The organism is Longimicrobium sp. (genome assembly GCF_035474595.1).
Lineage (GTDB): Bacteria > Gemmatimonadota > Gemmatimonadetes > Longimicrobiales > Longimicrobiaceae > Longimicrobium.
Map to the genome: position 1 here is coordinate 1 of NZ_DATIND010000121.1, position 23268 is coordinate 23268.

General features: G+C 70.7%; 27 protein-coding genes. 14 read left to right on the top strand and 13 right to left on the bottom strand.

Annotated elements, in window-relative coordinates; translation table 11 throughout:
• From VLK66_RS28650 to ispF, 6 genes are all read right to left on the bottom strand, one after another.
• Positions 1-132: nucleotidyltransferase family protein (locus VLK66_RS28650; protein WP_349260529.1), on the bottom strand; the 132-nt coding region annotated here is incomplete at its 3' end.
• A 52-nt stretch (positions 133-184) separates the two neighbouring features.
• Positions 185-556: a DUF86 domain-containing protein gene (locus VLK66_RS21335; RefSeq protein WP_325311506.1), complete on the bottom strand. Its 372-nt coding sequence runs from the start codon at positions 554-556 to the stop codon at positions 185-187.
• Positions 534-830: a nucleotidyltransferase family protein gene (locus VLK66_RS21340; RefSeq protein WP_325311507.1), complete on the bottom strand. Its 297-nt coding sequence runs from the start codon at positions 828-830 to the stop codon at positions 534-536. The genes VLK66_RS21335 and VLK66_RS21340 overlap by 23 nt, the downstream gene beginning before the upstream one ends.
• Before the next feature lies 1 nt (position 831).
• Positions 832-1818: a site-specific tyrosine recombinase XerD gene (gene xerD, locus VLK66_RS21345; RefSeq protein WP_325311508.1), complete on the bottom strand. Its 987-nt coding sequence runs from the start codon at positions 1816-1818 to the stop codon at positions 832-834.
• On the bottom strand, positions 1815-2435 hold the full coding sequence (locus VLK66_RS21350) for a DedA family protein (RefSeq protein WP_325311509.1): 621 nt from the start codon (positions 2433-2435) through the stop codon (positions 1815-1817). The genes xerD and VLK66_RS21350 overlap by 4 nt, the downstream gene beginning before the upstream one ends.
• A gap of 3 nt (positions 2436-2438) precedes the next feature.
• A complete protein-coding gene (ispF, locus tag VLK66_RS21355) occupies positions 2439-2960 on the bottom strand; it encodes a 2-C-methyl-D-erythritol 2,4-cyclodiphosphate synthase (RefSeq protein ID WP_325311510.1) in 522 nt (173 codons plus the stop codon).
• A 334-nt stretch (positions 2961-3294) separates the two neighbouring features.
• Between ispF and VLK66_RS21360 the strand changes: the two genes are divergently transcribed.
• The 5 genes from VLK66_RS21360 to VLK66_RS21380 all read left to right on the top strand — a co-directional run bounded on the left by VLK66_RS21360 (position 3295) and on the right by VLK66_RS21380 (position 8422).
• Complete coding sequence (locus VLK66_RS21360; protein WP_325311511.1) at positions 3295-4530, top strand: acetyl-CoA C-acetyltransferase; 1236 nt, start codon at positions 3295-3297, stop codon at positions 4528-4530.
• A gap of 132 nt (positions 4531-4662) precedes the next feature.
• On the top strand, positions 4663-5160 hold the full coding sequence (locus VLK66_RS21365; RefSeq protein WP_325311512.1) for a PaaI family thioesterase: 498 nt from the start codon (positions 4663-4665) through the stop codon (positions 5158-5160).
• 42 nt (positions 5161-5202) lie between these two features.
• Positions 5203-7281 carry a biosynthetic arginine decarboxylase gene (gene speA / locus VLK66_RS21370; protein ID WP_325311513.1) on the top strand — a complete coding sequence of 693 codons (2079 nt, stop codon included), beginning with the start codon at positions 5203-5205 and terminating at the stop codon, positions 7279-7281.
• A gap of 349 nt (positions 7282-7630) precedes the next feature.
• Positions 7631-7855: a DUF5683 domain-containing protein gene (locus VLK66_RS21375; protein ID WP_325311514.1), complete on the top strand. Its 225-nt coding sequence runs from the start codon at positions 7631-7633 to the stop codon at positions 7853-7855.
• A gap of 171 nt (positions 7856-8026) precedes the next feature.
• The gene (locus tag VLK66_RS21380; protein ID WP_325311515.1) at positions 8027-8422 is read left to right on the top strand and encodes a hypothetical protein; all 396 of its coding nucleotides are present in this window, start codon (positions 8027-8029) and stop codon (positions 8420-8422) included.
• 98 nt (positions 8423-8520) lie between these two features.
• Here the strand turns inward: VLK66_RS21380 and VLK66_RS21385 are convergent, their stop codons facing one another.
• The gene (locus tag VLK66_RS21385; protein ID WP_325311516.1) at positions 8521-9561 is read right to left on the bottom strand and encodes a bifunctional oligoribonuclease/PAP phosphatase NrnA; all 1041 of its coding nucleotides are present in this window, start codon (positions 9559-9561) and stop codon (positions 8521-8523) included.
• 611 nt (positions 9562-10172) lie between these two features.
• Here VLK66_RS21385 and VLK66_RS21390 point away from each other — a divergent pair.
• The 9 genes from VLK66_RS21390 to VLK66_RS21430 all read left to right on the top strand — a co-directional run bounded on the left by VLK66_RS21390 (position 10173) and on the right by VLK66_RS21430 (position 17351).
• On the top strand, positions 10173-11702 hold the full coding sequence (locus tag VLK66_RS21390) for an amino acid permease (protein WP_325311517.1): 1530 nt from the start codon (positions 10173-10175) through the stop codon (positions 11700-11702).
• A gap of 237 nt (positions 11703-11939) precedes the next feature.
• Complete coding sequence (locus VLK66_RS21395; protein ID WP_325311518.1) at positions 11940-14150, top strand: sodium-translocating pyrophosphatase; 2211 nt, start codon at positions 11940-11942, stop codon at positions 14148-14150.
• A 293-nt stretch (positions 14151-14443) separates the two neighbouring features.
• The gene (locus tag VLK66_RS21400) at positions 14444-14695 is read left to right on the top strand and encodes a DUF4160 domain-containing protein (RefSeq protein WP_325311519.1); all 252 of its coding nucleotides are present in this window, start codon (positions 14444-14446) and stop codon (positions 14693-14695) included.
• Positions 14685-15110: a DUF2442 domain-containing protein gene (locus tag VLK66_RS21405; RefSeq protein WP_325311520.1), complete on the top strand. Its 426-nt coding sequence runs from the start codon at positions 14685-14687 to the stop codon at positions 15108-15110. Before VLK66_RS21400 ends, VLK66_RS21405 begins: the two co-directional genes overlap by 11 nt.
• 186 nt (positions 15111-15296) lie before the next feature.
• Positions 15297-15677, top strand: coding sequence for a hypothetical protein (locus tag VLK66_RS21410; RefSeq protein ID WP_325311521.1), 381 nt, complete (start codon positions 15297-15299; stop codon positions 15675-15677).
• Positions 15677-15934, top strand: coding sequence for a DUF5985 family protein (locus VLK66_RS21415; protein ID WP_325311522.1), 258 nt, complete (start codon positions 15677-15679; stop codon positions 15932-15934). The genes VLK66_RS21410 and VLK66_RS21415 overlap by 1 nt, the downstream gene beginning before the upstream one ends.
• On the top strand, positions 15919-16188 hold the full coding sequence (locus VLK66_RS21420; RefSeq protein ID WP_325311523.1) for a DUF5985 family protein: 270 nt from the start codon (positions 15919-15921) through the stop codon (positions 16186-16188). The genes VLK66_RS21415 and VLK66_RS21420 overlap by 16 nt, the downstream gene beginning before the upstream one ends.
• 190 nt (positions 16189-16378) lie before the next feature.
• A complete protein-coding gene (locus VLK66_RS21425; RefSeq protein WP_325311524.1) occupies positions 16379-16819 on the top strand; it encodes a response regulator in 441 nt (146 codons plus the stop codon).
• Between the two features lie 235 nt (positions 16820-17054).
• A complete protein-coding gene (locus VLK66_RS21430) occupies positions 17055-17351 on the top strand; it encodes a hypothetical protein (protein WP_325311525.1) in 297 nt (98 codons plus the stop codon).
• A 75-nt stretch (positions 17352-17426) separates the two neighbouring features.
• Here the strand turns inward: VLK66_RS21430 and VLK66_RS21435 are convergent, their stop codons facing one another.
• From VLK66_RS21435 to VLK66_RS21460, 6 genes are all read right to left on the bottom strand, one after another.
• Positions 17427-18812, bottom strand: coding sequence for a hypothetical protein (locus VLK66_RS21435; RefSeq protein WP_325311526.1), 1386 nt, complete (start codon positions 18810-18812; stop codon positions 17427-17429).
• Positions 18813-19010: a hypothetical protein gene (locus VLK66_RS21440; RefSeq protein ID WP_325311527.1), complete on the bottom strand. Its 198-nt coding sequence runs from the start codon at positions 19008-19010 to the stop codon at positions 18813-18815. It lies immediately after the preceding gene.
• Complete coding sequence (locus VLK66_RS21445) at positions 19007-19897, bottom strand: metallophosphoesterase family protein (protein ID WP_325311528.1); 891 nt, start codon at positions 19895-19897, stop codon at positions 19007-19009. Before VLK66_RS21445 ends, VLK66_RS21440 begins: the two co-directional genes overlap by 4 nt.
• Before the next feature lie 564 nt (positions 19898-20461).
• A complete protein-coding gene (gene tsaD / locus VLK66_RS21450; protein WP_325311529.1) occupies positions 20462-21508 on the bottom strand; it encodes a tRNA (adenosine(37)-N6)-threonylcarbamoyltransferase complex transferase subunit TsaD in 1047 nt (348 codons plus the stop codon).
• A complete protein-coding gene (locus VLK66_RS21455) occupies positions 21505-22497 on the bottom strand; it encodes a hypothetical protein (RefSeq protein ID WP_325311530.1) in 993 nt (330 codons plus the stop codon). Before VLK66_RS21455 ends, tsaD begins: the two co-directional genes overlap by 4 nt.
• Positions 22494-23057 (bottom strand): TlpA disulfide reductase family protein, encoded by a 564-nt coding sequence (locus tag VLK66_RS21460; RefSeq protein WP_325311531.1) that lies wholly within the window; start codon positions 23055-23057, stop codon positions 22494-22496. Before VLK66_RS21460 ends, VLK66_RS21455 begins: the two co-directional genes overlap by 4 nt.
• Between the last annotated feature and the right edge of the window lie 211 nt (positions 23058-23268).

Genomic DNA, 23268 nt, shown 5'->3' on the forward strand with positions numbered 1-23268 from the left:
CGTCACCAGCACGTCCACGTCGCTGTCCGGGCGGAAGTCGTCGCGCAGGACGGAGCCGAACAGCGCCAGCTCGCTCACGTGCCACTTCCGGCAGAACTCCTCGATCCGCTCGCGCGGGACCTCGATCTTCATCTCACCCCTCGTTTCCTCGTCCGGCTTTCGGGCTCGTGTTGGCAAAGGCTGCTTACAATGCTGCGTCCGGAGATTCGGGAAGAAGCCGTTCGAGAGCTGCGATCAACGCGGGGATCTCGCTCGTGGCTACATCCCAGACGATCCCGAAGTTGATCCTCCAGTACTCGTGGACCAGCCGATTCCGCATGCCGATGATCGGAACCCAGTCGATGCTCGCCTCCCGGTTGCGGAACTCGGGAGACAGGCGCGCCGCAGCCTCCCCCACCAGCTCCAGCGCCTTCGAAAGCGCCAGCTGCGTCCTGCGGTCGGCCTCGAGCCGCTCCAGCGTCAGGTCGCGCGCAATGGCCTCGGCGTCCCATGCTGCCTGCAGCATGTCCCAGAGCTGTGCTGCGTCCCGATCGTCAGGCGGCGTATAGGATTGCATGATTCCGCAGGATGTGGTGGCGCCTGAACGGGTTGGTAACCGACGACTTCTCCACCAGGTCGACAGGCCTGCCGTACAGCTGCCTGAGCTCGTCCTCCATGGCAAGCCAGCTGCGGAATGTCGCCCGAACGCCCGGCTCGAACGTCACCAGCACGTCCACGTCGCTGTCGGGGCGGAAGTCGTCGCGGAGCACGGAGCCGAAAAGCGCCAGCTCGCTCACGTGCCACTTCCGGCAGAACTCCTCGATCCGCTCGCGCGGGACCTCGATCTTCATCTCACCCCTCCTTCCGCTTCGCCGCGCGTGCCGCGCCCGCCTCGCGCTCCCACTGCTGCTCGCGCGGGTGGTGGGCGCGGTGCTCCTGCGCAAGGTAGTTGCGGTCCACGTGCGTGTAGATCTGGGTGGTGGACACGTCCGCGTGGCCGAGCATCTCCTGCACCGCCAGCAGGTCGGCGCCGCCCTCCAGCAGGTGCGTGGCGAACGAGTGCCGCAGCGTGTGCGGCGTCACCCGCTTCCCGATCCCCGCGGCTTCCACGTGCTCGCGCAGGATCTTCCACACGCCCATCCGCGTCAGCGGGCCGCCGCGGGCGTTCAGGAACACGCGACCCTCGCCCTTGCCGCGGTCCAGCCGCGGCCGCGTCTCGCGCAGGTAGATGGACACCGTGCCGACCGCGCGCGCGCCGATGGGCACCAGCCGCTCCTTGCTTCCCTTGCCGAACACGCTCACGAACTGGTCGTCGAAGTGCAGGTCGCGCACGCGCACCCCGATCAGCTCGCTCACCCGAACGCCGGTGGCGTACGCGAACTCCAGCATCGCGCGGTCGCGCCAGGCCAGCGGCTGCAGCAGGTCCGGCGCCTCCAGCAGCTTCTCCATCTCCGGCACCGACAGCGCCTCCGGCAGCCGCTGCCACTGCCGGGGCATGGAGATGCGGTCGCTGGGGTCGCCCGTCACCTCCCCCTCGCCCAGCAGGAAGCGGAAGTAGGTGCGGATGGACGACAGGTTGCGGGCGATGGAGCTGGGGGCGAGCCCCAGGTCCTTCAGCTCCATCAGCAGCGCGCGCAGGTCCGCCGTCGTCACCTCCGCCGGCGTGGCGCGGCCGGCCTGCCGCGCGAACGCCGCCATCCGCACGATGTCGTGGCGGTACGCGTCCAGCGTGTTCCCCGCCAGCCCGCGCTCGAAGCGCAGGTGGTCCAGGAACGGCTCCAGCAGGAAGCGGCGCGCGCCGGCGTCGTCCCCCTCCTCCACCGAAGCGCGCGGGCTCACTTCTCCTCCGCGCCTTCCCTGCGCGACTTCCACCACCACCAGCCCACGCCGGTCGCCAGCACCGCCGCGGCGATCGCCAGCCACTTCCCCGAAGATTCGACCGTGGCGCGGATCTCTTCCCAGTTCTCCCCCGCGGTGGCGCCGAGGTAGACGATCAGCCCGTACCACGCCGCCGATGCCAGCGCCATCGGGATGGCCGCGCGCCAGAAGCCCACCTTGCTGGTGCCCGCGAAGATGGGGACTACCGCGCGGAACATGGGCAGAAAGCGGGAGATGAAGATGACGATCGTCCCGCGGCGCTGGTAGAAGCGCGACAGCTTCTCCATCTGCTTCGGCTGCAGGATCATGCGCCCGATGCGGCCGCGGAAGAACTCCGTCCCCTTCCTCCGCCCCACCCAGTACATCAGCAGCGCGGTGGAAAGGTTCCCCAGCCACACGACGAGGAACATGACGGCCGGGTTTCCGTTCCCCTTCCCCGCCAGGAAGCCGCCGAAGAGGGCCACCACGTCGGCGGGAACGGGGGGGAAGACGTTCTCCACCGCCGAGATCACGCCCACCACCAGGTACACCAGCAGCGGCGGAAGCCCGCCCAGCCAGTTGAGGATGGAGTCGATCACGCCTCAGAGCCCCGTGTCGCGGCGGTGGCGGGCGTGCACCTCGTCGACCCCCTCCATGTCGTCGATGAGGGCCACGGCGTAGCAGGCGACTCCCTCACCGCGGCCGATCCATCCCAGGCCCTCGTTGCTCTTGCCCTTGATGGACACGTGGTCCGGCGCGATGCCCAGGACCTGCGCGATCTTCTGCTGCATGGCGGGTGCGTGGGGCCCGATCTTCGGCGTTTCGGCGACCACGGTGACGTCGACGTTCACCACCTGGTAGTTGCGCCCCTCCAGCAGGCGCACGACGCGCGCCAGAAGCTGCATCGAGTCGGCGTCCTTCCACTCCGCGTCGGTGGGCGGAAAGTGGCGGCCGATGTCGCCCAGCCCGGCGGCGCCCAGCAGCGCGTCGGTCACCGCGTGCGCCACGGCGTCGGCATCGGAGTGCCCGTCCAGCCCCCGCTCCGCCGGAATCTCCACGCCGCCCAGGATGAGCCGCCGCCCCGCTGCGAAGCGGTGGGAATCGTAACCGTTGCCGATGCGCATGGAGTGCGGTGGTGGTTGCTGTTGTCCAGTGGTCTTCGATGGCGGCAGCACCAGGGTTTTGCCGCTCGCGCGAATGCCCGGGGCGCGAGTCCGCGAAGGCGGACTTCGGGCCGTTGTTGCCGCGAATTCATTCGCCCCTCCCGCCTCGCATCCAGCCGCGAGGGCAGGAACTCGCCCACAGAATACCCTCCGGCGCGCCCCGTCGCCAATCTCCATCCCCGTGTCATCCAATCCCCATCCCCTGCCCTTGCCGTTGGGGTTGCGGATGATTAGCATTGAACGAGACCGAACGGTCTCTAACGCGGATTCGACGTGATCGCACGGGGAGGCGAGGATGGCGGAGGCCTACATCATCGACGCGGTGCGAACGCCGCGCGGGCGGGGGAAGAAGGGGAAGGGCTCGCTGACGGAGATCCACCCGCAGGAGCTGCTGGCGCAGACGCTGAACTGCCTGGCCGAGCGCGGCGGCATCGAGCGCGGCCAGGTGGAAGACGTGGTGGTGGGCGTGGTCAGCCAGGTGGGCGAGCAGGGCGGCAACATCGCCCGCAACGCCGTGCTGGCCGCCGGTTGGCCCATCGAGGTGCCGGGCGTGTCGCTGAACCGCTTCTGCGGCAGCGGCCTGCAGGCGGTGAACTTCGCCGCCATGGGGGTGATGAGCGGGATGCACGAGCTGGTGGTGGGCGGCGGCGTGGAAAGCATGTCGCGCGTGCCCATGGGCTCGGACCAGTCGGGCTCCGACGGCCACAACCCGCTGCTGGCCGCGAAGCACTTCCAGGTGCCGCAGGGGATCAGCGCCGACCTGATCGCCACGCTCGAGGGCTTCACCCGCGAGGAGCTGGACCGCTTCGCGCTCGAGTCGCAGCAGAAGGCCGCGGTGGCGCAGCGCGAGAATCGCTTCGCGCGCAGCCTCTTCCCCGTGGTCGATCCCGTCACCCGGCAGGTGGCGCTGGACCACGACGAGTACCCGCGCCCCGAGACCACGATGGAGGCGCTGTCGCAGCTGCAGCCCGCGTTCGCGGAGCTGGGCGCCAAGCCGGTGGGGCCGAACGGCGAGACGATGGACGAGATGGCGCTGCGCATCTACCCGCAGGCCGGGCAAATGAAGCACCAGCACACCGCGGGCAACTCCAGCGGCATCGTGGACGGGGCCGCGGCCGTGCTCCTGGCGTCGGACGGCTACGTGAGGTCGCACGGCCTGAAGGCGCGCGCCCGCATCCGCGCCATCTCCACCCACGGCGAGGAGCCGCTGATCATGCTCACCGCCCCGGCCGAGACGGCGCGCAAGGCATTGCGCAAGGCGGGGATGGAGGTGGGCGACATCGACCTGTGGGAGATCAACGAGGCGTTCGCCACGGTGCCGCTGCAGACCATCCGCACGCTCGGCGTGGACCCGGCGCGGGTGAACGTGAACGGCGGCGCCATCGCCCTCGGCCACCCGCTGGGCGCCACCGGGGCCATGCTGCTGGGCACCGCGCTGGACGAGCTGGAGCGGCGCGGCCTGGCCACGGCGCTGGTCACGCTGTGCATCGCGGGCGGCCAGGGCGTGGCGACGATCATCGAGCGAGTCTGAGGGAAAGTCCTAAGTCCTAAGTGCTAAGTGCTAAGTCCTGAGTGACATGGGATTTCCTAGCTGTTCCCACTCAGGACTTGGGACTCAGGACTCAGGACTTCTTTTTCTGCTATTCACCCCGGGGTGAGAACGATGCCGACCGATACGCTTCGCGAACGCACCTTCGCGTGGGGCGACCCGCTGGTGGGCGCCCGCGCCGCGCCGTCGATGAGCGGGATGGAGTACCTGCGCGCGATGATGCGCGGCGAGTTCCCTCCCCCGCCCGTCGCCATGACGCTGGGCTTTACGCTGGACGAGGTGGACGACGGGCGCGCCGTGTTCGGGATGGAGCCCGCCGAGTTCCACTACAACCCCATCGGGATGGTGCACGGCGGCGTGGCGGCCACGCTGATGGACTCGGCGATGGGGTGCGCCGTGCACACGCGCCTTCCCGCGGGCGTGGGCTACACCACGCTGGAGATGAAGATCAACCTGCTGCGCGCCATCACGCTGGACACCGGCCCGGTGGCGTGCGAGGGAACGCTCATCCATCTCGGCCGCACCACCGCGCTCGCCGAGGCCCGCATCACCGACGCCGCGGGACGGCTTCTGGCGCACGCCACGAGCACCTGCCTGATCGTGCGGCCGTAGCGCCGGCCGGCCCCGCGTCCGCGGTACACAGCCTCCCCATCGATGCCGGCGCGCCGACCGGCTGGCGCTGGACGTGCCCCGACGCGGCGGCGCGGGCGGCGATGCGGCCGCCGCTGGACGGCGCGGCATCTCCCCTGCTCCGCCGCGGCTCTTTCGCGCGCCGCTCCGCGCCCGCATTATCACCGCCTTCCAAAACCACTTAAGCCGGATGGGCAGGAGGGCATCATCGCCAGCAAGTGGACCATCGACGACTCCCGCGAGCTGTACAACATCGAGGGCTGGGGGATCGGCTATTTCGGCGTGAACGAGCGCGGGCACGTGACCGTTCACCCCACCAAGGATGAGTCGCGCGGGATCGACCTGTACGAGTTCGCGGTGGACATGGAGGCGCAGGGGGTGGGATTGCCGCTCCTGCTGCGCTTTTCCGACATCCTGCGCACCCGCGTGCAGACGCTGTCCGAGAAGTTCGCCAACGCGATCCAGGAGTTCGGCTACCAGGGGCAGTACACCACCGTGTACCCCATCAAGGTGAACCAGCAGCGCCACGTGGTGGAGGAGATCGCCGAGTACGGGCGTCCCTACGGCGTGGGGCTGGAGGTGGGAAGCAAGCCGGAGCTGATGGCGGTGCTGGCGCTCAGCGAGCGCACCGACCACCTGATCGTCTGCAACGGCTACAAGGACGAGGAGTACGTGCGGCTGGCGCTGATGGGGCAGCGGCTGGGGCACAACGTGCTGATCGTGATCGAGAAGATCAGCGAGGTCGACACCATCCTGCGCGTGGCCGCCGAGATGGAGCTGGAGCCCACCGTGGGCGTGCGCATCAAGCTCTCCACCGCCGGGGCGGGAAAGTGGAGCGAGAGCGCGGGGGAGAAGAGCAAGTTCGGCCTCAACTCGGCGCAGCTGGTGAAGGTGCTGGACAAGCTCAAGTCGGCCGGCAAGCTGGGCATCCTGAAGCTGATCCACTTCCACCTGGGCTCGCAGATCCCCGACATCCGCAACATCAAGCTGGGGATGGCGGAGGTGTCGCGGTACTACGTGGAGCTGCGCCAGCTGGGGGTGGACGTGCAGTACGTGGACGTGGGCGGCGGCCTCGGCGTGGACTACGACGGCTCGCGCTCGGTGACGCCGGGGAGCGTGAACTACTCCATCCAGGAGTACGCCAACGACATCATCTACTCGCTGGCCGAGGCGAGCCGCGAGAACGAGGTGCCGATGCCGCACGTGATCAGCGAGAGCGGGCGTGCGCTGACGGCGCACCACGCGCTGCTGCTGATCAACGTCATCGACCTGGAGACGCAGGCCCCCGACCCGATGGAGGACGTGGGCGACGACGAGCACCCGCTGGTGCTGGAGCTGGCGGCCACCTACCGCGAGGTGGACCACCGCAACCTGCGCGAGGTGTACCACGACGCCGCGTTCGCGAAGGAGCAGACGCAGAGCCACTTCAACTCGGGGGCGATGACGCTGCGCGAGCGGGCGGCGGCCGAGCGCTTCTGGCTGGCGATCATGAACCGCGTGGCCGTCCTGGCCGCGCAGGACCCGGAGGAGTACGACGACATCCTCCCCGAGCTGGAGGCGGTGCTGATCGACCGCTACTTCTGCAACTTCTCGCTCTTCCAGTCGCTGCCCGACTCGTGGGCCATCGACCAGCTCTTCCCCATCATGCCCATCCACCGGCTGGACGAGGAGCCCAGCCGGCGGGGGACGCTGCAGGACATGACCTGCGACAGCGACGGGAAGATCGACCACTTCACCGGGTGGCGGAAGTCCAAGCCCAGCCTGGAGCTGCACGCATTCGACCCCGCGCAGCCGTACATCCTGGGGATCTTCCTCACCGGCGCGTACCAGGAGATCCTGGGCGACCTGCACAACCTGTTCGGCGACACCAACGCCGTGCACGTGCGGCTGGCCGACCACGGCTACGAGATCGGCGACATGGTGCACGGCGACACCGTGACCGAGGTGCTGAACTACGTGCAGTTCAACGCGCCGGACCTCGTCGCCACCTTCCGCCGCAAGGTGCAGAACGCCAAGCTGAAGCGCGCCGAGGCGAACACCTTCATCGCCGACTACGTGGCCGGGCTGGACGGATACACGTACCTCGAGGGCGACTGGGACTGAACCGAAGTACGAAAGTACGGAGAGTACGAGAGTACGGAACTGCATGGGCTCGTCGCGCCCGATGGCTCTGCGGGCGATCCCAAACCACGTTGATCTCACGCGGAGACGCGGAGACGCAGAGAACTCACCGCGCCACCGAGTTCTCCGCGACTCCGCGTCTCCGCGTGAGATCCCACGGTGTCCGCGACGTGAGAGGAAGCCGTGAGATCGCGATGAGCGTCATACTTCCGTACTCCCGTACCTTCGTACTTCCGTTCCGCTGAAACTTCCTGCGCGGCACCGCCGTATCTCCCCACACGAGATGCGACTGCGTGCATCCGAACCACCGTCCCCCGACCTGAGCAGAACGATGGCGAGCTATCGCAATCCCGGCACGGCCGCGGTCCTGAGCCTGCTGATCCCCGGTCTGGGGCAGCTGTACAACGGCAAGATCCTGCGCGGCATCCTCTGGTTCATCGTCGCGGTGCTGAACACCGCGGTGTGGGTGTTCTCGCTCGGCACCCTGGGGTGGATCATCCACGCCCTGTCCGCCTGGGGCGCGTACAACTACGCCAAGAAGCACCCGTACGCCTGAGCTTCGCGGGTCGGAGAACGGAAGACGGGGCGCGCCGGCGATGGCGCGCCCCGCTCGTTTATTGTGACCGTTGCATTCCTATTTACGACATATAAGATGGAATAGATCGTGCGGGATTATCCCTGCCCTGATCTCATCTTCCGATTTTCACCTGGCTGATGGAGGTGCGCAGTGCGTGGACGTCTCTGGATCCTGATTCCGCTCGCCGCCGTGGCTACGGCGTGCGCCGACGCGACGGCTCCGGCCGCGCGCATGCCCGAACACGCCGTTCCGCGCGCGACGCTCGGGGCGGGCTACGACATCGTCGCGCAGAGCATCATTCCGGCGGGCGCGACCTGCGGGCACTATGCGACCTACGACGGGATGCCCGTCTACGGGCTGGACTGGGAGGTCGACGGGGTGCTGGTGGCGCAGGACGTGGACGGGATCAACTACACCAACAGCGGCTCGGCGTACACGGTGTCGATCGGCGACTGGGATGGGAGCGCGTTCACGACCTACTACTCGGAAACCTTCTACCCGCAGCAGAGGAACAACATGGCCTGCCTCCAGCTCTCTCCGGAGTAGGCGGAGCCTCGTCGCGCGGGGAAGCGCTGCAGGAAGCCAAAGCGAGAGGGCGCGTCCACCACGCGCCCTCTCGCTTGTCGTGACTCTGGAAGCCGCCTTCAGCCCCGGGGGCCGCCGGAACCGTGCAGCGTCTCGTGCACCGAGGCGATGACGGGGGGCGCCACCTTGTCGGCGGGGCCGTCCACCAGCGCGCCGGCCGCCTTCACGTGCCCGCCGCCGCCGAACTTGCGCGCCATCCGGTTCACGTCGGCGTGGCCGTTGGAGCGGAAGGAGATCTTCGTCTTCCCCTCCTCCGTCTCGCGGAACAGGAGCGCCACCTCGGTGCCGGCGATGGAGCGCGCGTGCTCGATCAGCCCGTCGAAGTCCTCGCCGTCGGCGTTCAGCCGGTCGGCCGTCTCGCGCGTGACGATCATCCACGCCAGCCCCACCTCTTCGTCGAAGCGAAGGGTGCTGAGCGCCTCGCGCAGCAGCTCCAGCCGCCGCAGCGGCGCCGTGGCGAAAAGGCGGCGGTACACCACCTCGGGGTCGATCCCCCGCCCCAGCAGGTCAGCGGCCACGGCGTGCACGCGCGGCGTGGTGTTGCTGTAGCGGAACGAGCCCGTGTCGCTGACCATGGCCACGTACGCACCCAGCGCCGAGGCCGCCGGCACCTCACCGCCGGTGACGCGGATCAGGTCGTACACCATCTCGCCGGTGGCGGCCGCGCTGGGGTCCTGCACGGCGGTGTCGCCCACCACCTCGCGGCCGGCGGGGTGATGGTCCACCACCAGCGTGCGCTCGCGCGGCAGGCGCGGGGCCAGGTCGCCCACGCGCTGCGGCTCGGCCGTGTCCAGCACCAGGAAGAGGTCGGCCGCGTCGATCGCGGCGTCGGCGTCGGCGGTGCCCAGCTCGGCGACCACGTCCTGGCGGTGGAGAAGGAAGCGGAAGGTCTGCGGGAACTCGGTGGGGTTGACGATGGTGGCCTCGACCCCGTTCTCCTCCAGCCACGCGGCGGCCGCCGCCTCGGAGCCGCACCCGTCGCCGTCGGCGTTCACGTGCGTGGTGAGGACGACGCGGCGCACGCCCAGCAGGCGCTGCGCCACGCGGCGCAGCGTGAACGAGCGCGAGTCGGGCACGTCCAGCAGACCAGCGTTGGGCATCGGGCTCCGTTGCGAGGAAAAATCGGCCGCGTGAGGAAAGTACGGATGCTATGCGCCCCGCCCGCCGAGCGCAATCCGTCTCGCGAACGCCGGAAGGGGATCGGGATCGTGGAAGCCGGGGTGACGCATCGCTGCCGACGAAATGACGCGGAAACCTCCGGCGCGTCACACGTCCCGCTGATCCGCGACGCCTCCGTATTCCCCAAGCCCTCCGTACTTCCCGTCTCTCCACGAATCTCCCGCGATTCCGCCCGCCCGCGGTGGAACTCCGCGCGCGCTGGAGGGTGTCTTTGCGGTCGCCCGGCACGCGCCGCGGCGGGGGCGGCGGGGGAGATGCGGGCGATTCGCCGCCCGTATGCTTGACGGAGTGGCCGGGCGGCGCCAGTTTGCTTGCCTTTCCGAGCCGTTACCCGTCCGCTGCACCCGCGCCGGAGCTCCATCCCCCCCACAGCCGCTCCCCGCGGCCCGGGCGGCGCGCGTACGCAGCCGGTACGGAGCACTGGAACCGGTTCCGCCGACGGCGGGACCACGACGCGGCGCGCCGCACGCATGCGGCGCCCGGCCAACCCCCCACGGCGGAGCACGCAGCATCCGCCCCCACAGGAGCCTCCATGAGCCTTTTCGCTCGCAAGTCCATCGACGAGCTGCGGCAGGACGCGTTCTCGGAAGGCGAGCACAGCCTGAAACGCGCGCTGACCGCGACGAACCTGGTGCTGCTCGGCATCGGCGCCATCATCGGCGCCGGCATCTTCGTGCTCACCGGGAGCGCCGCGGCCAACTACGCGGGACCGGCCATCGTCTACTCGTTCATCCTGTCGGGGCTGGGGTGCCTGTTCGCGGGGCTGTGCTACGCCGAGTTCGCGGCCATGATCCCCATCGCCGGCAGCGCGTACACCTACGGCTACGCCACGCTGGGCGAGCTGATCGCGTGGATCATCGGGTGGGACCTGATCCTGGAGTACCTGTTCGGCGCGGCGACGGTGTCGGTGGGGTGGTCGGGGTACTTCACCGCCTTCATGGACGAGCTGGGCGTCCACATCCCCAAGGCGTTCAGCAGCGCCCCGCTGAACTACGAGGGCGGCCACTTCGTCTCCACCGGCGCGTTCATGAACCTGCCGGCGGTGATCCTGGTGCTGCTGATGACCGCGCTGCTGGTGGTGGGGATCAAGGAGTCGGCGCGCTTCAACAACGTCATCGTGTACGTGAAGGTGGCCATCGTCCTGCTGGTGATCATCTTCGGCTTCCAGTACGTGAACAAGGCCAACTGGCACCCCTTCCTCCCCGCCAACACCGGTGAGTACGGCCACTTCGGCTGGAGCGGCGTGGTGCGCGGCGCGGCGGTGGTGTTCTTCGCCTACATCGGCTTCGACGCGGTGTCGACCGCGGCGCAGGAGGCCAAGAACCCGCAGCGCGACATGCCCATCGGCATGCTGGGCTCGCTGGCGGTGTGCACGGTGCTGTACATCCTGATGTCGCTGGTGATGACGGGAATGGTGCACTACGAGAAGCTGAACGTGCCCCACCCGGTGTTCGTGGCCATCGAGGCGGCGGGTCCGGCGCTCAAGTGGCTCACCTACTTCATCAACATCGGCGCGATCGCCGGCCTGGCCTCGGTGGTGCTGGTGATGCTCATGGGCCAGCCGCGCATCTTCTACTCGATGGCGCGCGACGGGCTGCTGCCGCCGGCCTTCGGCAAGGTGCACCCGCGCTTCCGCACCCCGTACGTGACCACCATCGTCACCGGCGTGGTGGCGGCCATCGTGGGCGGCCTCTTCCCCATCGGCATCCTGGGCGAGCTGGTGTCGATCGGCACGCTGCTGGCCTTCGTGATCGTCTGCGGCGGGATCATCTACCTGCGCTACGCCGAGCCCAACCGCGAGCGCCCCTTCCGCACCCCGCTGGTGCCGGTGGTGCCGATCCTGGGGATCCTGATCTGCGGCTACATGATGGCCGGCCTGCCGGGCGACACCTGGCTGCGCCTGATCATCTGGATGGCGCTGGGGCTGGTGATCTACTTCACCTACAGCCGCAGCCACAGCGTGCTGGCCCGCACCGGCCACATCTCGCGCTCGGCCGACTTCCCGCCCGAGGGCGACAGCTACACCGGCCCGCGCGATCCCCGCGAGCGCGACCGCAGCTGAGCGGCTTCGCGATCGCGTGAACGGAGCCGGGCCCGCAGTCTCGACGGCGGGCCCGGCGCTTTTTTCGGCGAAAACCGGCCGGGGGGACTGGCGCGCGGGCGATCCGCGGATATCTTCACGGGCCGCCGCGCTCGGGCACTTCCCGTGCGCGGCGCCGACTGGCGACCACATGCGTGCCCGCCCCCGCAGGGAGGGGGGATGGGCGCGCCGGGCTTTCGCATTTCCGCACATCCATCCATGAACGGTTTAGTTTACCTGGTTCCCCTGCTGGGCGCGCTGGCGCTGGGGTACACCTTCGTCCGCTCGGCGTGGGTGACCAGGCAGGACGCGGGCAACGAGACGATGCGCGAGATCGCCGGCCACATCGCGGCCGGCGCGCGCGCCTTCCTGGCGGCCGAGTACCGCGTGCTCCTGATCTTCGCCGCGATCGCGGCGCTGGGGCTGTTCTACCTGGGCTCCACCAGCGAGAGCTCGCACCCGCTGATCGTGCTGTCGTTCGCCATCGGCGCGCTCTTCTCGGTGGCCGCCGGGCGCATCGGGATGATCATCGCCACCAAGGCCAACGTGCGCACCGCCCACGCGGCCCGCACCGGGCTGGCCGAGGCGCTGAAGGTGTCGTTCGCGGGCGGCTCGGTGATGGGGATGGGCGTGGCGGGGCTGGCCGTGCTGGGGCTGGGCGGCCTGTTCATCGCGCTCTACTACGTGCTGGCCGGCGACATGCCCGCCGCCACCCCGGCGGTCAAGCGCGTGCTGGAGGTGCTCACCGGCTTCTCGCTGGGCGCCGAGAGCATCGCGCTCTTCGCCCGCGTGGGCGGCGGCATCTACACCAAGGCGGCCGACGTGGGCGCCGACTTGGTGGGCAAGGTCGAGGCGGGGATCCCCGAGGACGACCCGCGCAACCCGGCCACCATCGCCGACAACGTGGGCGACAACGTGGGCGACGTGGCGGGGATGGGCGCGGACCTGTTCGGCAGCTTCGTGGCCACCATCCTGGCCACCATGGTGCTGGGCCAGGAGGTGGTGGTGGGGCGCAACGAGGACGCGGTGGGCGGCTTCTCGCTGATCCTGCTGCCCATGCTCATCGCCTGCCTGGGGATCGTGTTCTCGGCCGTGGGGATCGCGCTGGTGCGGGCGAAGGACGACAACAGCGACGTGCAGAAGGCGCTGAACCTGGGGAACTGGGCCTCGATCGTCCTCACCGCCATCGTCTCGTTCCCCCTCATCCAGTGGCTCCTCCCCTCGGGGACCATGGCGCTCCGGCGCGCCGACTCGACCTCGTTCACCGCGATGGGGGTGTTCGTGGCGGTGGCCATCGGGCTGGTGGTTGGCGCGCTGATGAGCCTGATCACCGAGTACTACACCGCGATGGGGAAGCGCCCGGTGCTTTCCATCGTGCGCGGCTCGTCGACCGGCCACGCCACCAACGTAATCGGCGGCCTGGCGGTGGGGATGGAGTCGACCACCCTGCCCATCCTGGTGCTGGCGGCGGGGATCATCGGCTCGTACGAGGCAGCGGGGCTGTACGGCGTGGCCATCGCCGCGGCGGGGATGATGGCCACCACGGCCATGCAGCTGGCGATCGACGCCTTCGGGCCCATCGCCGACAACGCGGGCGGGATCGCGGAGATGAGCGGGCTGCCCAAGGAGGTGCGGCAGCGCACCGACATCCTGGACGCGGTGGGGAACACCACGGCGGCCACGGGCAAGGGCTTCGCCATCGCCTCGGCGGCGCTGACGTCGCTGGCGCTCTTCGCGGCGTTCATGGGCACGGCCAACATCGACCGCATCGACATCTCCAACGCGCGGGTGCTGGCCGGGCTGTTCGTGGGGGCCATGATCCCCTTCATCTTCTCCTCGCTGGCCATCAGCGCGGTGGGCCGAGCGGCGATGGCCATGGTGCAGGAGGTCCGCCGCCAGTTCCGCGAGATCCCGGGGATCCTGGAGGGGACGGGGAAGCCGGAGTACGAGCGCTGCGTGGCCATCTCCACGCAGGCGGCCATCCGCGAGATGATCGCGCCGGGCGCCATCGCCCTGCTGGCGCCGGTGATCGTGGGCTTCACCATGGGCCCCGAGGTGCTGGGCGGGATGCTGGCGGGCGTCACCGTCTCGGGCGTGCTGATGGCCATGTTCCAGTCCAACGCCGGCGGCGCCTGGGACAACGCCAAGAAGAGCTTCGAGAAGGGCGTGGAGATCGAGGGGCAGACGGTGTACAAGGGCTCGGACGCGCACAAGGCGGCCGTGACCGGCGACACCGTGGGCGACCCCTTCAAGGACACCTCCGGCCCGTCGATGAACATCCTGATCAAGCTGATGTCCATCGTGTCGCTGGTGATCGCGCCGCACATCGCGGTGACGCGTCCCCCGGCGCCCGCCCTCCCGCCCCCGCCGCCGGCGGAGCAGGTCGGCCAGGCGCCGGCTCCGGTCGACGCGCCGGTCGCCCTGCGCTGACCGCAGCCGCATCAGGTCATCCGGACTCGCGACCAAGACAGGCAGAGAAGGCCCGGCGGGGAAATCCCGCCGGGCCTTTCTGCGCCACCTCGGGTAGCGCGCTGGACAAAATCGCCAGCCCACGGCAATCCTCGTCAAAGCTAACGCGTTATTCTCCAAGAGCTTGGACGCACGGAACCTGCGAGTCGAAGAGGACACCGTCCGTACAATTTATCGCACCTAATACGTCCTTGCGTGATACCGCGTATCGATTTATCGTACCTGCCTTCTGATCACTTGACGTTAACCTAGCGATGGGTTATTCTATGGGGACGGTGCTGCGGGTGGATGGGTTCAGCGTGGTCATCCGGACTCGCGACCATGAGCCGCCTCACGTGCACGTGCTCTGTTCCGGCGACGAGGAAGAAGTGGTGATCGACCTGTTGCCGGTAGGAGTGCGGGAGGTGCGCGGGATGCGGAGCAGGCACGTCGTCGAGGCGGTGGAGATCGTGGAGGACGAGGTCGCGTACCTCATCGACTGCTGGAGGGAGATCCATGAAGACTGAGCGGCTTTCCGAAGCGGCCATCCTGGCCCAGATCGAGGGCGCGCGCCGCCGCGCGGCGCTGGCCGACGCGCACGAGCCGCGTGCCTCGGCCGCACGCTACGACGCGGAGTCCGGCCGGGTGCTGGTGGAGCTGGCCGACGGCGCGCTCTTCGGCTTCCGCGCCGACAGCGAGCCCGCGCTGGCGGGGCTGGCGGCCGAGGAGCTGGCGTCGGTGCGCGTGGGCTCGGGCGGGAGCGTGCTGCACTGGCCCGGGGCCGACGTGCACATCGACGTCCCCGGGATCATCGCCCACGTCGTGAACCTGGCGGCGTGGGCGCCCAAGTACCTGGGCGGGCGCACGAGCACGGCCAAGGCGCGCGCGGCGCGCGAGAACGGACGCAAGGGCGGGCGCCCGCGCAAGCGCGACGCGGCGTAGACCCATGCGTCCGCGACGCGTAACACACGCGTCGCGCGCGGAGGCCTGTGAATCTCCGGAGGTGCGGTGCCTGCATCGGCGCAGGGGTGCACACCGATCGATCCGGCACCTCTCATCCGGGTGCCGGCTTCCGTGCTTCCGCCGCCCCGGCCGCGGAACGCGCCCTGCACGCGGACGGAGAGACGGTTGCCCGACCCGGCGATCCCCGAAGACGTCGAACGATTCCTGGCGGAGCACGTCGAGAGCGCCGAGCAGCTCGACGCGCTGGTGCTGCTGTGCTCCAGCCCCGACCGCGGGTGGACCGCCGACGCGCTGAGCCAGGCGCTCTTCTCCGTCCCCCAGTCCGCCGCGAAGACGCTGGAGCGGCTGCGCGCGCGGGGGTTCGCCACGTCGGACGACGCGCCCACGCCCACGTACCGCTACGCCGCCGACGGTGTCGACGCGCAGCGGGTAGAGCGGGTGGCCGCCGCGTACCGGGCCAACCGCGCGGCGGTGATCCGGTTGCTGTTCGCGCGGCGCGACCCCGTGCGCTCGCTGGCCGACGCGTTCCGGCTGAGGAAGGACTGATGGCCACCCTCGTCTACGTCCTATGCGCGCTGACCAGCGCGGCGTGCGCGGTCCTGCTCCTGCGCGGCTACGCGCGCAACCGCGTGCGGCTGCTGCTGTGGGTGGGGCTGTGCTTCGTGGGGCTGGCGCTGAACAACGTTCTCCTGTTCGTCGACGTGCGGATGGTTCCCGACGTCGACCTTTCGCTCTGGCGGTCGCTTCCCGCGCTGGCCGGGCTCCTCGTGCTGATCTTTGGGCTGGTATGGGAGACGCGCTGAAGGCGCTGGTGTCCGGCGCCATGGTGATGGCGTACCTCGCCGCGGGGCTCTTCTTCCTGCGCTTCTGGCGCGACACCCGCGACCGGCTGTTCGCCATCTTCGCGGGGGCGTTCTGGCTGCTGGCGGTCCAGCGCGCGGCCCTCACCATCGCCGTGCACGAGGGCGACACGGGCTCGGTGTGGATCTACGCGCTGCGGCTCGTGGCCTTTCTCCTGATCCTCTTCGCCATCATCGACAAGAACCGCGAGGGGTGACGGAGGCCCGCGGCGCCTCCTTTCGCATCGCACGTTTGCCGCACTGGAACGCCGTCGCGTATCACCCCGGCGCGCGCGAAAAAAAGTCTTGGTGGACGCGCGCGCACCTCGTATCTTGCTCAATCCCCACATGTCCGTCCGAACCAACGCTCCGGGTCCGCGGCCCGGGGCGCACGAGGAGTCTCGCGCCATGGCGGCCAAGACCGTTCTCATCGTGGACGACGATCCCGACCAGCACATCCTGGCGGGGCTGTACCTGGAGCACGCCGGGTACGCCGTGCTGCACGCGCGGGACGGGCGCGAGGGATACGAGCTCGCGCGCGCCGCGCGGCCGTCGCTGGTGCTGATGGACTTCCGCATGCCGGAGCTGGACGGTATCTCGTCCTTCCGGATGATCGCGGCGGACGCGGAGACGCGGCAGATCCCCGTGGTGGCCGTGACCGCGGACGTGCTGGCCTGGCCGGAGTCGCGCTCGCTGCGCGAGGGCTTCGCGGGGCACATCTCCAAGCCGTGCGACCTGGCGCGCATCCGCGACGTGGTCCGCAGGGTGATCGGGCCGGCGGAGGAGCCGTCCCTCCCCCCGCGCACGGCCTTCGCCGCCGTGGCGCCGCAGGCGATGGCGTTCGGCTGATCCATCTCCCATCCTGCAGGACCAGGGCGCGCCGGGGCCGATGCTCCGGCGCGCTCGACGTTTGTCCCGGGCGGCGGTCCGGCGCCGGCCGTCTCGTTCCGCGCGGGCGCAGCCTCGTGCCCGCGCGCGGCGCATCACGCGGCGCGGAGGGCGACCGCGGCAGGAGACGCGGATAGACTCGGGTGCAGGACGCCGAAGCGCGGCGTCCGCAGCGACCCGCATCCGGAGCCTCTCCATGACCCGCAGGATCATCCCCGCCGCCGCGCTCCTCGCGCTGGCCGCGTGCGCCGCGAGCCCCACCACCCCCGCATCGGCCCGCATCTCCCGCGACGGCAACCCGGGGATCGGGAGCGGCGCGGGCGTATTTCCCCCACCCGACGCCAACTCCGGCCAGCTCGGCTCGGGCGCCCTCTTCGACGCGAGCCCCGGCATCGGCGCGGGCGTGGGCATCGCCGCTCCGGCGGACGCGAACACCGGGCAACTCGGCTCCGGCAACGCGCCCGAGGGCCCGGTGATCGGGAGCGGGAGCTGATCGGCTCGCCCGGAGCGATCGAGCCCGCCCGGCGAGTGCCGGGCGGGCTCGTTTTCATCCACGACGCGCGGACGATCAGCGGAGGGTCGCTCCCGGACGGCGCTGCGGGCGCGCGGCCGCGGTGTCGCCGCCGGCCGTGGTGTCGGCGGGGGACTCGTTCGCGCGATCGGGAGCGTTGTTGCCGCGGATGGCCACGCCGCCCAGGACCAGGCCACGGACGGGGAGCCCCGTGGGCATCATCCGCTCGATGAGGGAGACGCGGATGGGCTGCGACTCGACGTTCACGTCCACGAACTGCAGCGTGTCGCCCAGGATCATCCCGAAGTTCCCCACGATGCGCGTTCCCGGCGCGCTGAGCCGGGCGTTGCGCGTGTCGATCATCAGCCCCGCGGGGCGCGTCTCGATCAACAGGTTCAGCGAGCCGCCCAGGTCGCCCGGGAAGCGGGGGTAGAGCCACTGGAAGTCGCGGAAGCTCACCGAGTCGCCGCGGAAGGCGATGTCGTACATCGGCCCCAGCGCGGGGTTGAACCAGCGGGGATAGTTGTCGAAGCGCACCACGCCCGAGAGCGCCAGCCTGCTGTGCGGCAACCGCGCGAGGGGGATGTCGAACTCCGCGAACCCCGTCTTCAGGCCGCCGTACTTCGCGTACCCGGTGCTGCTCATCTCCGCCCCGGGAAGCGCGAACTGCCCCTCCATGTGGGTGACGACGATGGGCCGGCGGTAGAAGTGGATGTTCGTCCGCAGCGAGTCGATCTTCGCCTTGGTCCCCAGGCTGGAGCCCGGCGCGAAGCGGACGGAGGAGAGCGAGCCGTTCACCTGCAGCAGGTCCACGGTGCGGACGTAGCCGCCCTTGCCGCCCTTCACCTCGTGGATCACCACGTCCGAGGTGTCGGAGAGGAACTGGCGCATCTGCCGGCGCTGCGCCGCGGGCGAGAGGGTGGTGTCGGCGCGGAACGGCGTTTCCACCGTCACCCGGCCGTTCACCAGCCGCACGAAGCCCAGGTCGGTGGAGCGCTCCACGCGGGGGCGCGTGGTGTCTACCGGCGTGGTGTCGGCGAAGATCGCCTGGTAGTTCCACAGCGAGTCGCCCGGCATGCGGAAGACCCAGATGCGCGGCCGGTACAGCGTCAGCGAGTCGATGACGATCTTGGGCGCCAGCAGGGTGCGCACGTCGTACTTGGCGTACGCGCTGTCGGCCAGGATGAAGGCGCGTCCCTGCGTGTCCTTCAGCGTCACGCCGTACAGCTTGGCGCCCTCGAACAGGTTCCCGTCCACGCGGGCCACCACCAGCCTGCCGCCCTTGATGGAGCCGCCCAGCGCGCGCAGCGTCTGCCGCAGCACCCACTCGTGGCCGGGGCGCGTGCGCGCGACGATGTTCCCCAGCAGGAACGCCAGCGCCGCACCCAGGAGCAGCCCCCCGAGCGCCCACGACGCCAGCCGGATCCCGCGCGAGCGCGCCATCTACCCCTCCCCCGCCCCGCCGCGGATCACCCGCAGCGGCCGCCCGGCGGTGGGCCCGCGGTGGGTCGACGCCACCATCGGCGCCTCGCTGGCGCGGCGGCGGAGCGCGCGGACCACGTACAGCGCCGCGGCGCCGGCCGCCAGCACGGCGCCCGCGGCGGCGGCGATCCGCCCCACCCGGCCGGTGCGCTGGCTCATCGGCGCGGCTCCTCGCGGTCGTCGGTGAAGATGGCCTCCACCTCGGCGCGCCCCGCGGCGTCGATCGGCGGGCGGCCGCGGCGGAAGAAGAGGTGGCGGCTCGTCGGCACGAAGTCGTGCGCCTCGTCGAAGTACATGTAGTGCGTCACGCGGATGGTGCGGCCGTCCAGCCGCAGCACGTTCAGCGAGTTCTTCTCGGCCTCGCGCGCGCGGCCGCGGCGCGAGGTGCTGGTGCCGCTCTGCACGATCACGATGCCGTGCTCGCGGTCGGTGCCGGCGTACACGTCCAGCGAGTTGCCGATGTACGCGCGGTGCAGGTGGCCGCCCATGATCATGTCCACCTTCATGGCGGTGAAGGCGTCCAGCGCGCGCTGCGCCTTGGGCATGGCCTCGCCGCCCTCGAAGTCCGGCGGCGGCGCGAAGTGGTGGTGCGCCACCACGATGCGCAGCTCCTCGTCGGGGAGCCCGGCGAAGGCCTCGCGCGCCATCTCCAGCTGCCAGCCGTGGATGCGCCCGTTGGTCACGGCGCGGCGCGGCGCGGTGGAGTTCAGCGCCACGATGGTCGCGCCGCGGATCTTCGTGACCGTATCCAGCTCGCGCAGGATGTGCGCGCGGTAGTGGTGGTACGGGTCCAGCATCCGCTCGGCCACGCGGTACAGCGGCACGTCGTGGTTCCCCGGCGTCACCACCGTGGGCACGGGGGGAAAGCGGTCCAGGAACGCCCGCGCGGCCGCGAACTGCTCGGGCTTGGCGCGCTGCGTGAAGTCGCCCGAGGCGATGATGGCGGTGGGCTTGAGCCGCGCCGCGAACGCCTGCACCGCCTCGCCCACGTGCTGCAGGTAGGGCGGGCCGAAGTGCAGGTCCGAAACGTGGAGAAGCGTGATCAACCGGCGGCCGGGCCTCGGGTGTGTTCGTCTCAGGCGCGCATTCGCACACGGCAGATGCGACGCGCGTGCCAATCGTCGGAAGAACCGATTTCAACTGCGATTCTGGGCGTGTTTGGCGCCGAGACGCCAAACCGGGCTGCGCGCGCGGTAGGGCACGATACGACTGTGCCCAACCGCGCCGGGCCCCCGCCGCGCCTGGCATCGGCGCGCTTCTCCAGCCTCGATGCGCGCGCGGCGGTGTCCCGGCCCTTCGGGCGCGCATCCCTCACGCAGGTGTGCGTCCGCAGCCTCGCGCGGCCCTCTCCCCGCGCCTTAGAGCGCTCGCCCTCTCCCGTACCGGGCGAGGGGGGTGGCCCAGCCTCGGGCGCGGCCTGCCGCCTCCGGTCCAACGCAAGCAGCGGTGTGCCGGTGGCGCGTCCCCCGCGTTGTGTGCTCCCCTTCCCCGCGGAGCGAGCGGAGGGGCCGGGGGAGGGGGCCGGCCGGGCGGGCAGGATGCCGTTTTGATCGACGCCGGCTCTCCTCGCGATTGGTTATCCCCGTCCGTCGAAACACGCCAGCCGCGGCTTACCCCTTCACCAGCCCGGGAAACGGCAGGTCCGCGCGGGCGTTCAGGTCCAGCCCCGACGTCTCGCCGCGCTCCAGGCGGAATACGCCGGCGCGGGCGATCATCGCGGCGTTGTCGGTGGAAAGGCGCGGCGCGGGGGCGAACACGTCGCCGCCCTTGCCCAGCCGCCAGCGGATCGCCTCACGCAGCGCGCGGCTGTTCGCCACGCCGCCGCCCAGCACCACGCGCCGGCAGCCGAACTCCTTCACCGCGCGCATGGTCTTGCTGGCCAGCACGTCGACCACGGCGGCCTGGAAGGCGGCGGCCACGTGCGGGATCTCGGCCTCCAATCGCCCCTCCTTCTCCAGGGCGCGCACCAGGAGGCGGAGCGCGTTCTTCAATCCGCTGAACGACATGTCGTAGTACCCGGCCTCGCCCGGACGCTGGCCCCGGTTCAGCAGCGGGCGCGGGAGCGGGTGCCGCCTGGGCTCCCCCTGCTCCGCCGCCGCCTGGATGGACGGGCCGCCGGGGTACGCGAGGCCCAGCAGCTTGGCCGCCTTGTCGAACGCCTCGCCCGCCGCGTCGTCCCTCGTCGCCCCCAGCAGGTGGTACTCGCCCCATCGCGGCACCCACAGCAGCATGGTGTGGCCTCCGGAGACCAGCAGGGCGACGAAGGGCGGCGCCGCGTCCGGGTACTGCAGCTGCGTGGCGAAGAGATGCGCCTCCATGTGGTGCACGCCGACGACGGGCTTCCCCTCGGCCCACGCCGCCGCCTTCGCCCAGGCCACGCCCACCAGCAGCGCTCCAATCAGCCCCGGCCCCGTGGTCACAGCGAAGGCGTCCACGTCGCCCAGCCCCACGCCCGCCTCGCGCAGCGCGCCGTCCACCACGTCGTCCAGCGTGCGCAGGTGCGCGCGGCTGGCCAGCTCGGGGACCACGCCGCCGTAGAGGCGGTGGATGTCCTGCGTGAAGATCACGTGCCCCAGCAGCTCCGTCTCGCCGCGCAGCACGGCGGCGGAGGTCTCGTCGCACGAGGTCTCGATCCCCAGCACCAGCGACGCGCTCACCGCGGCCTCACGACGCCGCTGTCGGGCGGGATGGGGGGGAGCCCCGGCATCGCCGGTTCGGGCATCACCTGGACGCGGCCGGGAACGGCGTGCGCCGTCACGCCCGGCGGCAGCCCGTCGACCACCACCGGGGCCTGCATCCCCCCGCCGGGGACGGTGGCCGGGAGCGAATCGCGGGGCACCCTCGCGCGCAGCGAGGGCGGCGCGATCTGCCGGACGCGGCGGTCGGGGCCGGATACGGTCACCCGCACCTGGGCGGGCGAGACCATCAGCTTCTCCGGCGCGGAGACGGGCACCATGGCGAAGACGCGGTCCACGCGCCGGTCCACGCGGCCGCGCACCCGCACCTCCTGCGTGGAGAGGGTGATCCCGTGCAGCCCGGCGGTGTCGAGGAAGACGCGCTGCGAGAAGGCGCTGTCGTCGGGAACGATCTCGAAGGCGCGCGTGGGCACCGACTCGACCTGCGCCAGCGCCTCCTCCGGCCCGGTGAGCCGCACCTCGGCGGGGAAGACGGCGGGCGAGTCGCCCACCACGTACCGCTGCAGCGACTGGGCGCCGAAGCGCGGGCGGACCGGAACGCTGCGCGTGGCCAGGCGCTGCAGCTCCACGCGGACGATGGCCGGGCGCACGTCGGTCGCCCGCACGTTGCGCACGCCCTCGGGGAGGGTGACCATCGCGGGGTCGATGGCGAAGGAGCGGGCGTTCCCCACCTCGCGGAGCGGAAGGACCAGCACGGGGCGCTCCAGCGCCAGCTCCCACAGCTCGCGGCCGGGGCCCTGGAAGCGCACGCGCACCACGCCGGGCTCGGGGCCGCCGGCCAGCACGAACTCGGGGTCGCGGACCACCGGGTCCACGCGCACGGGAATCCACTGCGTGGTCGTCTGCTCGGCGCTGACCACCACCCACAGGAGGATGGCCAGCGCGAGCGCCGCCAGCTTCAGCTTCCAGCGCGCGGTCAGCCGGCGCAGCGAGAGCCGCACGCCCTTCATCCCTTCAGGATGCGGCGGATCAGCTCCACGGTGGCCGGGTCGTCCCACTCCGTGGCCCCGATCACCTTCTTCACGATCCTCCCGTCGCGGTCCACCAGGAAGCTCTCGGGCACGCCGGTGGTGCGGTAGTCGCGCCCGATGGCGGCCGACGGGTCGTGCCAGATGTCGAAGGTCAGCGCGTAGTCGCGCGCGAACCCGGCCACGTCGCCGCCGGCGTGCCCGTCGGGGTCCACCGTGCCCTCGCCCGCGTCGATGCTCACGGCCACGATGCGCAGCCCCTCGGGACGCATCTTCTCGTACAGCCGCTGCATGGAGGGCATCTCCTGCTGGCAGGGGCCGCACCAGGTGGCCCAGATGTTCAGCAGCACCACCTCGCCGCGCAAATCGCTCAGCTTAACGGGGCGGCCGCGGAGGTCCTTCGCGTGCACCTCGGGCGCGCTGGAGCCCACGTCCACGGGAAGGAAGCGCGAGCGCGACATCCACCCCACGCCCACGAGCGCCGCCAGCACGAGCACGACGGCGCCCACGATGATCCACTGCCTGCGGTTGCTCTCGCTCATGTGTCGGTCGGAGCCTGTTGGAACTGCATGTCCGGGCGCATCCCCATGATCCGGGCGCATCCCCGTTCCCTCGATGCACCCGGAAGCGCGTCGGCGCAGCCGTGCCGGAGGTGCGTTTCCGCGGGCCTCGCGCCGCCCTCACCCCGCGCCGGAGGGCGCGACCCTCTCCCGTTCCGGGGCCCGTTCCGGGAGAGGGTGGCTCGGTGGCATC

Bases quoted from the DNA above. Each gene is read 5' to 3' on its own strand.
- VLK66_RS21335 (WP_325311506.1), bottom strand. From the start codon at position 556: ATGCAATCCTATACGCCGCCTGACGATCGGGACGCAGCACAGCTCTGG.
- VLK66_RS21340 (WP_325311507.1), bottom strand. From the start codon at position 830: ATGAAGATCGAGGTCCCGCGCGAGCGGATCGAGGAGTTCTGCCGGAAG.
- ispF (WP_325311510.1), bottom strand. From the start codon at position 2,960: ATGCGCATCGGCAACGGTTACGATTCCCACCGCTTCGCAGCGGGGCGG.
- VLK66_RS21360 (WP_325311511.1), top strand. From the start codon at position 3,295: ATGGCGGAGGCCTACATCATCGACGCGGTGCGAACGCCGCGCGGGCGG.
- VLK66_RS21365 (WP_325311512.1), top strand. From the start codon at position 4,663: ATGCCGACCGATACGCTTCGCGAACGCACCTTCGCGTGGGGCGACCCG.
- speA (WP_325311513.1), top strand. From the start codon at position 5,203: ATGCCGGCGCGCCGACCGGCTGGCGCTGGACGTGCCCCGACGCGGCGG.
- VLK66_RS21375 (WP_325311514.1), top strand. From the start codon at position 7,631: ATGGCGAGCTATCGCAATCCCGGCACGGCCGCGGTCCTGAGCCTGCTG.
- VLK66_RS21385 (WP_325311516.1), bottom strand. From the start codon at position 9,561: ATGCCCAACGCTGGTCTGCTGGACGTGCCCGACTCGCGCTCGTTCACG.
- VLK66_RS21390 (WP_325311517.1), top strand. From the start codon at position 10,173: ATGAGCCTTTTCGCTCGCAAGTCCATCGACGAGCTGCGGCAGGACGCG.
- VLK66_RS21395 (WP_325311518.1), top strand. From the start codon at position 11,940: ATGAACGGTTTAGTTTACCTGGTTCCCCTGCTGGGCGCGCTGGCGCTG.
- VLK66_RS21400 (WP_325311519.1), top strand. From the start codon at position 14,444: ATGGGTTATTCTATGGGGACGGTGCTGCGGGTGGATGGGTTCAGCGTG.
- VLK66_RS21405 (WP_325311520.1), top strand. From the start codon at position 14,685: ATGAAGACTGAGCGGCTTTCCGAAGCGGCCATCCTGGCCCAGATCGAG.
- VLK66_RS21415 (WP_325311522.1), top strand. From the start codon at position 15,677: ATGGCCACCCTCGTCTACGTCCTATGCGCGCTGACCAGCGCGGCGTGC.
- VLK66_RS21420 (WP_325311523.1), top strand. From the start codon at position 15,919: ATGGGAGACGCGCTGAAGGCGCTGGTGTCCGGCGCCATGGTGATGGCG.
- VLK66_RS21425 (WP_325311524.1), top strand. From the start codon at position 16,379: ATGGCGGCCAAGACCGTTCTCATCGTGGACGACGATCCCGACCAGCAC.
- VLK66_RS21430 (WP_325311525.1), top strand. From the start codon at position 17,055: ATGACCCGCAGGATCATCCCCGCCGCCGCGCTCCTCGCGCTGGCCGCG.
- VLK66_RS21435 (WP_325311526.1), bottom strand. From the start codon at position 18,812: ATGGCGCGCTCGCGCGGGATCCGGCTGGCGTCGTGGGCGCTCGGGGGG.
- VLK66_RS21440 (WP_325311527.1), bottom strand. From the start codon at position 19,010: ATGAGCCAGCGCACCGGCCGGGTGGGGCGGATCGCCGCCGCCGCGGGC.
- VLK66_RS21455 (WP_325311530.1), bottom strand. From the start codon at position 22,497: ATGAAGGGCGTGCGGCTCTCGCTGCGCCGGCTGACCGCGCGCTGGAAG.
- VLK66_RS21460 (WP_325311531.1), bottom strand. From the start codon at position 23,057: ATGAGCGAGAGCAACCGCAGGCAGTGGATCATCGTGGGCGCCGTCGTG.